Genomic DNA, 12373 nt, shown 5'->3' on the forward strand with positions numbered 1-12373 from the left:
AACAATGCCCATTAAACATTCCCGCTTCGACCGCTTTCTGCTGAAATTGAACGGTTTTTTCCTGGCGTTGGCCGTTCTGGTCGTGGTTGTTCCGCTATTGTATATCGTGGTCGCCTCCTTTATGGATCCCTCCGTGTTATTGAGCCGGGGCATATCCTTCCGGGTGTCGGACTGGACGCTGGACGGTTATCAGAAAATTCTGTCCAACCCGGCGATGATCCGCGGCTTCGGCAACGCGGTGCTCTATTCCAGCGCATTTGCGCTCCTCACGGTAACGGTGTCCATCTTTGCCGGCTATGCATTATCGGATGACCGGCTGAAGGGCCGGGGCTGGTTTATGACCTTGTTTCTGATCACTTTGTTCTTCGGCGGGGGGCTCGTTCCGACTTACCTGCTGGTCAAAAATTTGGGGCTGCTCGACACGATCTGGGCGGTGATTATCCCGGGGGCCGTTAACGTGTGGAACATTATTTTATCCCGCACCTTTTTCAAAGGGGTTCCCCGCGAATTGCGCGAGGCCGCGGATGTCGATGGGGCTTCGGAAGCGAGCATCTTTTTCCGGATCGTACTGCCCCTTTCCAAACCGATTATTTTCGTGCTTATCCTGTACGCATTCGTCGGCCAATGGAATTCCTATTTTGACGCGATGATCTATCTGGACAATCCGAATTTGCATCCGCTCCAGCTCGTTCTCCGTTCGATTCTGATTCAGAATCAGGTGGACCCGGGGATGATCAGCGACCAGCTCGCCATGGCGGAAATGAAGCGCTTGTCCGAGATTATCAAATATGCGGCGATCGTCATCTCCAGTCTTCCGCTGGTCATTATGTATCCGTTCTTTCAGAAGTATTTCGAGAAAGGTGTCATGGTCGGTTCCCTGAAATAGGGGGGCGGCAGCACATATATGTACTTTTATAAAATGGGAGGTCATCCACAATGAGAAAAACGAGTACACCGAAAAGCGCCTTGAAATCGATATCCGTAACGCTCTTGGCTTCCGCTATTTTGCTCTCGGCCTGCGGCGGAGGGGGCGGCGGGGCCGCCAGCGAGAAGCAGGATCCGAACGGCAAGGTGACGCTGAACTTCATAACCCAAAGCTCGCCGCTCGCTCCGTCCGACCCGAACGAGAAGCTGATCAACAAGCGGCTTGAGGAAAAGACGAACGTGCATATTAATTGGAAGAATTTCACCAAGGACGTGTTTGTCGAAAAAAGAAATCTCGCCATGGCGAGCGGGGATCTTCCCGATGCGATTTTTGACGCGGGGTACAGCGATTACGAGCTGTTGAAGCTGGCGAAGGACGGGGCGATTATCCCGTTGAACGACCTGATCGAGCAGCATATGCCCAACTTCAAAAAAGTGCTGGAGGATGCTCCGGAATACAAAGCGATGATTACGGCTCCGGACGGGAATATCTATGCTTTTCCTTGGATCGAAGAGCTGGGCAGCGGCAAGGAACGGATTCAGGCGGTGGACGCCGTTCCGTGGATTAATGTGGAATGGCTGAAGAAGCTCGGGCTCGAAATGCCAAAGACCACGGAGGAGCTTAAGAAGGTGCTGATTGCCTTTAAGACGCAGGATCCGAACGGGAACGGCCAAGCGGATGAAATTCCGTTATCTTTTATCAATAAACCGGGAGCCGAGGATCTGGTGTTCCTCTTCGCTTCGTTCGGGCTTGGGGAGAACGCCGACCACGCTGTCGTCACGAATGATGGCAAAGTGGTGTTCGCGCCGGCCGAGGAAGGCTATAAGGAAGCGGTCAAGTTTATCCATGAGCTTTATAAAGAGGGGCTCATTGACGTCGAGGCCTATACGCAGGATTGGAGTACTTATTTGGCCAAAGGCAAGGATCACAAGTACGGACTGTATTTCTCCTGGGACAAGAGCAATATTTCCGGGGCCGATGACAGCTATGACGTGATGCCTCCGCTCGCCGGTCCCGACGGCGAAATCAATGTCACCCAAATCAATGCCCTGGGCTTCCATCGCGGCAGAATGGTGATTACCAGCGCCAACAAAAACCTGGAGACGACGGCGAAATGGGTGGACCAGTTGTACGATCCGGTTCAATCGGTGCAAAACAACTGGGGAACGTATGGGGACGAAACTCAACAGAACATTTTTGAATACGATGCGGAAAAAAATACGCTGAAGCATTTGCCGCTGAACGGAACCGCCCCGGTGGAACTCCGAGAAAAGACCAGTGTCGGCGGGCCGCTGGCCATTCTGGACAGCTACTATGGCAAGTATACGACGCTGCCGGACGATGCCAAGGAACGATTGCGGATCATCAAGGAAATCATGGCGCCCCATATGAAGGCGGAACGATCGATGCCGAGCGTGTTCAACTCGATTGAAGAGCTTGAACGGCTGACGACGATTGAGACGGATCTGTTCGCCTATGTATTGAGAATGCGCACCGAATGGTACCAGAACGGCAAGATCGACGAGCAGTGGGACGAATATTTGAAGGAACTGGACCGGCTTGGCTTGAAGGAATGGATGGAAATCAAACAGTCCGGTTATGACAGAGCAACGAAAAAATAAGTTCAGATATAGAGCCGCCGGATAAATTCGGGGAGAGGGAGAGAAACCTATGTCAACTTTTATCAAACAAAATTACCGAGGAGTCTATCATTTTTCGCCCAGGACGATGTGGATGAATGATCCGAACGGGATGGTTTACTTTGAAGGGGAGTATCACTTGTTCTTTCAGCATCATCCTCATGGCATGACCTGGGGACCGATGTACTGGGGACACGCCGTAAGCAAAGATCTGGTGACCTGGGAGGAGCTCGACATCGCCCTGGCCCCGGACGAGATCGGGATGATTTTTTCGGGAAGCATCGTGGTCGATTGGCATAATACGACCGGCTTTTTCGGCGAAAAACCGGGCCTGGTCGCTATATTCACCCATAGCCGGGAAACGGCAGGCTCGCAACCGGTTCAAACCCAGAGCCTTGCTTACAGTAACGACAAAGGCAGAACCTGGACCAAGTTTGAAGGAAATCCGGTGCTTCAGGACGAGAGCTTGGTCGATTTCCGCGATCCCAAAGTGTTCTGGCATCAGGACACCGGGCGGTGGATCATGATCTTGGCTTGCGGTCAAACGGTTCGCCTGTATCACTCAACGGATTTGAAAAGTTGGACCTTCGGCAGCGAGTTCGGCGACGGCATCGGATTCCACGGCGGAGTCTGGGAATGCCCGGACCTGTTTTCGCTCTCCATTAACGGGGATCCTTCCAGACAGAAATGGGTGATGCTGGTCAGCATCGGGGATAACCCGGAGTATCCGGAGGGCTCGCGCACGCAGTATTTCACCGGGGATTTCGATGGTTTGACGTTTGTGCCCGACGCGGAATCCGGCCAGATTCGCTGGCTGGATTACGGCAGGGACAATTATGCCGGGGTCAGTTGGTCCGACGTGCCCGCGGAGGACGGCAGACGCCTGTTCATCGGCTGGATGAGCAATTGGAAATACGCTAATCTGACGCCGACGGACAGCTTCCGCGGCGCGATGACGGTACCGAGGGAACTATCGCTGGAAGAAAGAAACGGCGCGGTTTATTTGCTGCAAAAGCCAGCCCGGGAGCTGGAGGGCGCCCGTGTCCCCGTGCTGCGCCTTCAAGGCATATCCGCGGCTGAAGCGGAAACGGCGCTGCGTTCCCTGCAGCTTGAGAGTTTCGAGCTGAGAGCCGTAGCTCCCGCAGGCCGGTCCTTTGCCTTCAAGGTAAGAGCGGGAGACGCCTGTGAAACTGTGGCCGGCGTGAATGCGGCGGAGCTTGAGGTGTTCGTGGACCGCAAAAAATCGGGCATACACGATTTTCATGAACAATTCCCGGGTACCCATCACGCCAAGTTGTACGCGGCCGGCGATAAGGTGGAGCTGCGGCTTCTGGTGGACCGCTCCTCGATCGAGTTGTTCGCGAATGGCGGGCAGGCCGTGATCACCGATTTGATTTATCCGAAAGGCGAAGCGGGCGGCATCTCCTTTGTTGCCGAGGATGACACCATGATGCTGGACGTTCTTGAGGTGTATACTCTGAAGCCGTCCGCCCGAATCCCGGAATGAGGCCAGCGAAAAGAAGGGAGACTTACGATGCGAATTGGAGCGATTGAGGCCGGCGGCACCAAATTTGTTTGCGGCATTGGGAATGAGCGGGGGGAAATTGCGGAGAGCATCAGCTTTCCGACCGAAGACCCGCAGACGACACTAGACCAAGTTATTGCCTTTTTCAAAGGAAAGCAAACGGATGCGATCGGAGTCGGTTCCTTCGGGCCGATCGATATCCGCCAAGATAGCCTGACTTACGGTTATGTGACAACCACTCCGAAACCGGGCTGGGGGAATTTCGACTTCCTCGGCACGCTGCGGCGGGAATTTCCGGTACCGTTCGGATGGGACACGGACGTCAACGCCGCCGCGTTCGGGGAGGCGACCTGGGGGGCCGCCCGGGGGGTAAACAGCTGCCTGTATTACACGGTAGGCACGGGGGTCGGCATCGGCGTCTATTCGGAAGGCAAGCTGGTTCACGGCCTGGTCCATCCGGAAGGGGGACATGTGCTGATCCGGCGGCACCCGGACGATGATTTTGCGGGAGCCTGCCCTTTCCATGGGGATTGCCTGGAGGGAATGGCCTCCGGCCCGGCCCTGGAAAAGCGCTGGAAGGTGAAAGGGCATGAGCTTCCGGCGGATCACCCGGCTTGGGAGATCGAGGCGTTTTATCTCGCCCAATCGATTGCGGGGGCGATCCTCTTGCTCTCCCCCGAGAAAGTGATTCTCGGCGGGGGAGTGATGCAGCAAGCGCAGCTCTATCCCTTGATCCGGGAGGCGGTGAAGCGAAATCTGAACGGATATTTGAGCGCCGGGGAAATTCTGGAACATATCGACGATTACATTGTGCCTCCGGGGCTGGGGCAGCAAGCGGGTCTTTGCGGCGCGTTGGCCTTGGGCCTGTCCGCATTAAGGGATCAGGCTTAATGCGGCGGTAAAGGGTTGAGGATAGGAAGGGGCTTCTTTGCCTTTCCTGTCCCGCCTCACGCCGCGAACATTCCATTTGGAAAGGAAGAGGGCGGATGTTGAGAAAATCCCACTCCTTGTTGTCTGCGTCGATGTCGGCGCTGCTTGTTTTCAGCGCGATACTGGCTCTGATCGGACAACCGAATACCGGCCGGGCGGAAAGTAACCGTTCTATAAGCCCTGCGGAAAAGGAGGATACGGCGATCAATTTTGAAAGCGCAATCAATTTTATGACCAATTTGACGGGGTGGCGTGTTAAGGGCCAAGGGAAAATGGAGGACACGGAGCAGGGGGCTCTTGTGACCCCGGATGCCGGGAATGAGGTCATGGCGATCGCCGCGGCGAAGGCGGACGATTTTGTTTTGGAGGCCGATGTGATGGTCATGGGCCGGGATGCGGAGCCATCCTTGATTTTCCGCTCCGATACGGAAGGCCGGTCCTTCTATAAGCTGACCCTTGTTCCGAAAACGGGCATGCTCCGTTTGAGCGAGATCGACGGGTCGGGGAAGGGGAGAACGTTGGGAGAACGGCAGGTTACGCTGTCCCAAGGGGAAATCTACCGGCTGAAGATCAAAGCGGAGGGGAAGCGGATTCAGGTGTTTTGGGGCAATCAATACGCCCCGGTTCTTGAGGCGGCGGACGCCAACTACGCTACGGGGTATATGGGACTACACGCCCGGGGCGGATCGGCGCTTTTTCAAAACGTAAAGGTTAGTGAACTTAAGAGCAATTTGGGTTCTTTGGTGAAAGAAACGGGGAGCTGGCAACCGGATCTCCAAGGAATTCGCGGAATGAGTGAGCGCACGAAGGCGGGTTCAAACCGGGCGCTGCAACTATTCGGCGAACTGGGGGATAATTTTGTCCTGGAAGGAAACCTCTCCTTTGGACCGGATGGATCGGAGCGGGGAGACGGTGGGCTGCTGTTTCGGGTGAACGCAAGCGGGACCGAAGGATACGAGGCGGCATTGGTGAAAGAGAAGGGCGAAGTGCGCGTTCAATTGCGGAAGATGGACGGAACTGTGCTTCAGACATCGGACCAGGCATATCCGTCGCCGCCAGCGGCCAGGCATCATCTGGAGATCGCGGCGGTCGGACCTCGCGTTAAAGTGCAGCTCGACGGATACGCCGAACCGGCGATCGAAGTCACCGATCACAGCTTTAGCCGGGGACACGCCGGCTTCTCCGTATCGGACGGTACAGCGTATTTTCAGGATGCTTATCTAACACCGGAAGACGATTATTACGCGGAAAAATACCGGCCGGATTATCACTACTCCCCGGCCAGGGGATCGGCGAGCGACCCGAACGGGCTTGTTTATTTCGAAGGGGAATACCACCTGTTTCATCAGGACGGGGGCACCTGGGCTCATGCGGTAAGCCCGGATCTGGTCCATTGGAAACGGCTCCCCGTCGCGCTTCCCTGGAATGAATACGGTCATGTCTGGTCCGGTTCGGCTGTGGCGGATCTTGAGAACGCTTCCGGGCTGTTCGCCGATTCAGGAGGCAAAGGCCTGGTCGCTTATTATACCTCCTATCATCCGGATGGCCCCAACGGGAATCAGCGCATCGGTTTGGCGTACAGCAAAGATGCCGGCCGGACTTGGGAGTATTCCAAGGAGCGTCCCATCGTGATCGAGAACCCGGGCAAGCAGGGCGAAGAGCCGGGAGGCTGGGATTTCCGGGATCCCAAGGTCGTCAGGGACGAAGCGAATAACCGTTGGGTCATGGTGGTCTCCGGCGGCGACCATATCCGCTTTTTCACCTCGACGAACTTATTGGACTGGACGCTTGCGGACCTGTTCGGATACGGGAATTATGTCCGGGGCGGCGTATGGGAGTGTCCCGACCTCTTTCAACTTAAAGTGGAGGGGACGGACGAGGTGAAATGGGTGCTGATGATCAGTACGGGCGCCAATCCGAAAACACAGGGCTCGGCGGCGGAGTACTTTATCGGGGAGCTCACCCCGGAGGGGAAATTCGTCAACGATAACCCCGCCGGGAAGGTGCTGACGACGGACTTCGGCAAAGAATTCTATGCCTCCATGTCCTTTTCCGATCTGCCGGATTCGCGCAGAATCATGCTGGCCTGGATGACCAACTGGGATTACCCGTTCGCCTTTCCGACGCAAGGGTGGAAGGGGACGCTCTCCATTCCGAGGGAGGTCACCTTGCGGCAAACGGATGAAGGACTCCGCTTGTTTCAGGCTCCGATTCAGGAACTGGATTCGTTGGAGCGGGAAGTGTTCTCTGTCAAAGACAGGCTGGTGACGGCGAAGGAAGCGAATCTTCTGAAAGGTCTTTCCGCCGGAGCCTTTGAAATTGAAGCGGTCATCGAGATTCCCGAAGGCAGCACGGTCAAGGAATTTGGCTTCCGGCTGCGCGAGGGAGGGGAACAAAAAACGGTGGCCGGTTACAAGGTGGCGCAAAAGCAAATGTTTGTGGACCGTTCGGCTTCCGGCAACACGGAATTTTCACCGCTGTTCAGCACCTTCCATACCGCGCCCCTTCAACCGGAGAAGGGAAGGATCCGGCTGCAGGCCTTCGTCGACGATGGCTCGGTTGAAGTCTTCGGCAATGACGGCCGGGCGGTGATTTCCGATGTCATTTTTCCCGATCCGGCTCATCGGGAGATGGGCTTCTATGCCGACGGCGGCAAGGTCAAGTTGGTTTCCTTGAAGGTGAACGCGCTAAAAAACGTATGGAGCATAAGTGATGAACTGGGGCCCAAAGTGATCATGGATACGGACGACCGCGAAATCTCCGTCGGTGACGCGTTACGGTTGGAGGCGGCGGTCGCGGACCTGAAAAACCGGGGTACCGCGCCGATTCGGTGGACGACCAGCGATGCCGCTGTCGCGGCTATAGAGTCCTCTGATAAAGGGCGGGCCGTCATACGGGGCAAAGGAAAAGGCGAGGCCATCCTCACCGCTTCCACCGCCGACGGCAGAGCGTCCGCCTGGGTGCGGGTCAAGGTATTCGCCGGCGAGTTTCGTACGAACTTGACCGGCTGGACATCGGATGTTTCCGGAGCGACGTGGGTCGCCACGGAACAGGGCATCCGCGGCAGGTATGACGGCGATGCGGCTTACATGGCCCGGGAAAAGGCGGGGGACTTTACGCTGGAAGCCGAGATGACGCTGGCCCGTTCGGGTGGAGCGGGTTCCCTTCTGTTCCGGGCCAGCCCGGACGGACGGAGCGGATACTATTTTAACATCGATCCCAATATGAAGGCCTTCCGCCTGTTTTACAAATTGGACGGAGCCTTTGCGGAGAGACAGGTGCTCGCCAAAGTGCCGGCCTTTCTGCAGCCGGGGAAAACCTACCGCATTCGCATCGAAGCAAGCGGACCGCAAATGCGCGTGTTTGTGGACGACGTGAAAATGATGGAGGTTGCCGACGGAACATTCGCCGAGGGACATATAGGCGTTCATGTGTTCGGCGGGCAAGCTTTTTTCCAAAATGTGAATGCGAGCAACATGGAACCCGCGAAATTGCAAAAAGCGATCCTTGTCCATAGCGGAGGGCCTCAAGTGCTTTTTGCCGAGAAATCGCAAAACGGAGAACCGGTGGTTCCGGCCGACTTGGCCGAGGAAGGCGGCAATCGGGTTTGGGTTCTGGTACCTACCGGAGACGAGGCGGGCTCTTATTCGATTCGAACCGAAGAAGGGAAAGCGCTGGACCTCGATACCGGGCAAAACAAGCTTCAATTGTACGATTATCTCGGCTATCCCAATCAGCGCTGGCTGATTTCCGAACATGAGGACGGCACGGTCTCCGTGATCTCGGCTTATCACCAGCAAGCCATTGAAGTTACGGAGGACGGGAGCGGCTTAAGCTTGAAACCTCCGGCCCCGTCCCTGGACAGGCAGAAATGGAAGCTTCAAGAACCGTAAATGAAGGACGACATTGTCGATCCGACCATTCGACACGGTTGGACAGAGTGTGAACTTTGTCTAACCGTGTTTTTTTTACAGTTTATCTGTATACGATTTTCAAAAAAAGAAATATGATGAGAACAGCAGCCGATTAAAACCAAACCAGTAACCTGTGAAGGGTGACACTATGGATGACCGTAGTTAAGGAAATTATTCTTCAGTTATTTTTTGCCCTGATCCCCTTTTTGGCGTTTAACGTATATTACCGGGACAAGCCCCGGAATTTTTCGACCCCGTTCATTATCGTGATCAGCACGATCTGCCTGTTCTTCTCCATGACCTTTGGGGCAAGCGCGGTGAGCGGGTATTTTTACGACATCCGGTATATCATTTTGTTTTTCGGGCTGCTTTTCGGCGGCTATAGAGCAGGTCTCTTTCTTCTGCCGGAATTTGTGCTGTATCGGCTATACCTCGGCGGGGATGGAACCTGGGTCGCCATGCTTATTCTGCTTGTTACGCTTCCGATTTCGCTTCTGCTGTACAAATGGTATCGGAAAACCGACAAAAAGTGGGGCGTTACCTTAACCGCGGGGTCCGTCTTTTCCATCGTTCCGCTTCTGCTCGTCTATTGGTACAATCCCGCTTTGATCGAAAGTCATTTATGGTTCCATATTGTGATTATTCCGGTTCAAAACTTTTTCGGCAGTTGTCTGTTGATCTGGCTTTTCCAGAAAGCTGCCGCGGACAAGGACTTGTTTATCCGATACATGCAGAACAAAAAGGTGGAAGTGGTCAGCCAAGTCGCCGCCTCGCTTGTCCATGAAGTACGGAACCCGTTAACCGCCGTCAAGGGGTTCCTGAAGCTGATTCGGGAGTCCCGGCTGGATCAGGAGAAAGTGCAACGCTATATTGACATTTGCATCAGTGAAATGGAGCGTACGGAGTATATTCTCTCCGAATACCTTGCGATTTCCAAGCCGCTAACGGATCAACAGGAGGCGACCGATCTGGCGCATCAGCTGCGGATTACCGTGGAAGTCATGCGTCCCTACGCCAATATGAACAATGTGATACTTGAGCTGGAGGCGCCGGGAGATCCGGTTCCGATTCTGGCCAATCCGGAAAAAATCAAGCAGATCCTAGTCAATTTAATCAAAAATGCGATTGAAGCCTGCTATGCCGTTACCGACGGAAAGGTGACGCTGGACCTCTGGACCGAGGCGTCAAAAGCCGTTTTAACGATTGCGGATAACGGGATCGGGATGACGGAAGACCAGGTGGAACGGCTGGGGTCCGTTTTTTTCTCGACCAAGTCCCGGGGGACCGGGTTGGGGCTGAATTTCTCCTACCAGGCCGTCCAGGGAATGGGAGGGACGATTTCGCTGAAAAGCGTCCACCGCGCGGGGACCCGCTTTACCATCACGCTGCCTTTGTGTGAACCCGGACAGACCGGGAGCGCGGCCGGGGCCAGGGATCCGGAAGACAAGCTGTCCTAAAACTTCAGCTTACGGCATATCCATGGGATATAAAGGAGTTGAAGGATATGGACATGATCGTGGCGCGCTATTTTGAAGTCAAACAGCGGATGAAGGAGTTGGAGCAGGAACTGGCGGAGCTTCGCGAACGTATTCTGGAGCATTGCCGAGAGCGGCAAATCACCGGTTTGGAGCTCGCACAACATACGGTCCGGGTCATTCATCAGGCCCGACGGGAGTATGACGAGAACAAGCTTTATGAAGCGCTCCCGGACCTGGAACTGTGGCGTCTGCTTTCCAAACCGGACACCGCCAAAATCGCCGGCCTCCTGAAGCTGAACGTCATCACGGAGGAAAAAATCAAGCATACATATCGACTGAAGGATATTGCGCTGCTGCAAGTGGACAAAAGATAGGGAGCCGGCTTCCGGTTATCGGAGCCCCCGCGCATGGCGGATTCGCGCTGCGCTCTGGCCATGCGCCGGGCTGGTCCACGGTCAGAAACGCCGGGAGCAGTCGGAAACGACCAGACACAGGCGGACATGGCTTGGCACAGCCGGAAACAGTCGGTCACAGTACGACGAAGCCATAAATCAGATTGCAACCTAACCGTAAACCTGACCGTAATCTCACGCTATCCAATCGTACCCCACTTCTTCCCAACCGAGCGAAAAAGATGCAAAAGTGCAGGAACTTTGGAGGTATTGGTGGACTTAGAATGAAAAAGATGCGTATGTGCAGGTATTTTCTTAAGTTGGCGGGAAAAGGGTGATTTTGGAAGGAAAAAGATGCAGAATCGGCTAGGCCCCCTTAATCCGGAGTCCTACCCTACAATGTTTATGAATTCACAGGATTGCTCCTTATTCTGCCGTATTACACCGCTCTATGAAAGGCAGAGGTGTCTTCCAGTGTCCTCACCCATATCGAGAACTTCGCTGGAGACATTTTTCTTAAGTTACCGTGAATTTTTCGGTTGTTGTAAAAGTCCATGTATTGGTCCAGCGCCTCATAAGCTTCATCGAGGGTCATAAAGTCCCTTTGGCTAAACAGATGGCGCTCCAGGACGCTGTGAAATGACTCAATGTAGGCGTTCATATTGGGGGACCGAGGTGGTATACGCTCATGAATAAGATCCAAGCTTTCACAGGTATCTCCAAATAGCTTGCTGACGAACTGCGGACCATTGTCTGTACGAACCACCGGCATAGGCTCGCCGGGCTCTATACGGTCTTGCAAGGCATACCATAAGGTTTGGACGACTTGTTTAGCTTCGCATACTGGGCCTCTATACTGCCCTACTACCATTCGGTCAAACACATCTATAATGCTGAGTACAAAAAAGAACCGTTCCTGCCCGATCGCGTATCCATATTTAATGTCCATTTGCCAAAGTTGGTTTGACCCCGTTATAACTCGATTTCTCGGTAATCGGCGAGGGTGGGAACGTACGCGCTTTCTAGGTTTCTGCAATATGTCTAACTCTTGGCAAAGTCGATAAGACTTCTTTTTGTTGAAGATGAGATCATACTTATCTCGAAGGGATTGGGCCAAAAACTTATAACCATAGACAAACTCTTCTCCTTCAAGGAGTTCGAGCAGCCATTCTTTGATTTGTGCGTCGCTAACTTTCTCACCTGTAGCCGTGTAAGAGTATCCAGGCACGGGACGACCTGCACGGCTTTCGGTTGGACGTTCTTCGCCTTTTTCTGCTGACTGGGCCAGTCGCTTTTTACGGTCGTAATACGTTGATTCTGACAACCCAAGAATGCGCAGCACAACAGCTGCCGGTTCCCCCCGCTTAATGAATGGGTCGGCTATTTCAAATTTTTCAGATAAGCGGGGTTTTTCTTTTTTAGCAACTCTCGCAAAATTTCGATTTCGAGTTCTTTTTCACCAAGGACCTTAACGGCCTTTTGGTAGCGTTGCTCTACCTCCTGCAGGCGTTGCAACTCTTGAACATGTTCGTCTGCCGCAGGAATTTCTTCAGGCGAAATAGAGTCCCG

Annotated in this window: 8 protein-coding genes and 1 pseudogene; 7 read left to right on the plus strand and 2 right to left on the minus strand. The window is 54.3% G+C overall.

What is annotated here, in order from left to right; translation table 11 throughout:
- Positions 1-4 precede the first annotated feature (4 nt).
- The 7 genes from V4U88_RS22010 to V4U88_RS22040 all read left to right on the plus strand — a co-directional run bounded on the left by V4U88_RS22010 (position 5) and on the right by V4U88_RS22040 (position 10786).
- A complete protein-coding gene (locus tag V4U88_RS22010; protein WP_334075408.1) occupies positions 5-886 on the plus strand; it encodes a carbohydrate ABC transporter permease in 882 nt (293 codons plus the stop codon).
- Positions 887-936: 50 nt separating this feature from the next.
- Entirely contained in the window at positions 937-2547 is a 1611-nt protein-coding gene (locus tag V4U88_RS22015; protein ID WP_334075409.1) for an ABC transporter substrate-binding protein, read from the plus strand.
- A 49-nt stretch (positions 2548-2596) separates the two neighbouring features.
- On the plus strand, positions 2597-4072 hold the full coding sequence (locus tag V4U88_RS22020; RefSeq protein ID WP_334075410.1) for a glycoside hydrolase family 32 protein: 1476 nt from the start codon (positions 2597-2599) through the stop codon (positions 4070-4072).
- Positions 4073-4099: 27 nt separating this feature from the next.
- Positions 4100-4981: an ROK family protein gene (locus V4U88_RS22025; protein ID WP_334075411.1), complete on the plus strand. Its 882-nt coding sequence runs from the start codon at positions 4100-4102 to the stop codon at positions 4979-4981.
- Positions 4982-5076: 95 nt separating this feature from the next.
- Positions 5077-8913 (plus strand): GH32 C-terminal domain-containing protein, encoded by a 3837-nt coding sequence (locus tag V4U88_RS22030; RefSeq protein ID WP_334075412.1) that lies wholly within the window; start codon positions 5077-5079, stop codon positions 8911-8913.
- A 173-nt stretch (positions 8914-9086) separates the two neighbouring features.
- The gene (locus V4U88_RS22035) at positions 9087-10391 is read left to right on the plus strand and encodes a HAMP domain-containing sensor histidine kinase (protein ID WP_334075413.1); all 1305 of its coding nucleotides are present in this window, start codon (positions 9087-9089) and stop codon (positions 10389-10391) included.
- A gap of 47 nt (positions 10392-10438) precedes the next feature.
- Positions 10439-10786 (plus strand): hypothetical protein, encoded by a 348-nt coding sequence (locus V4U88_RS22040; RefSeq protein WP_334075414.1) that lies wholly within the window; start codon positions 10439-10441, stop codon positions 10784-10786.
- 457 nt (positions 10787-11243) lie between these two features.
- Here V4U88_RS22040 and V4U88_RS22045 read toward each other — a convergent pair whose 3' ends face one another.
- Both V4U88_RS22045 and V4U88_RS22050 read right to left on the minus strand, forming a co-directional pair.
- Positions 11244-12146, minus strand: coding sequence for an IS3 family transposase (locus V4U88_RS22045; protein WP_334074351.1), 903 nt, complete (start codon positions 12144-12146; stop codon positions 11244-11246).
- Between the two features lie 38 nt (positions 12147-12184).
- Positions 12185-12373: pseudogene (locus tag V4U88_RS22050) on the minus strand (hypothetical protein); the annotation flags it as partial.

It is taken from the genome of Paenibacillus sp. A14, assembly GCF_036864815.1.
Taxonomy (GTDB): Bacteria; Bacillota; Bacilli; order Paenibacillales; family Paenibacillaceae; genus Fontibacillus; species Fontibacillus sanfengchensis.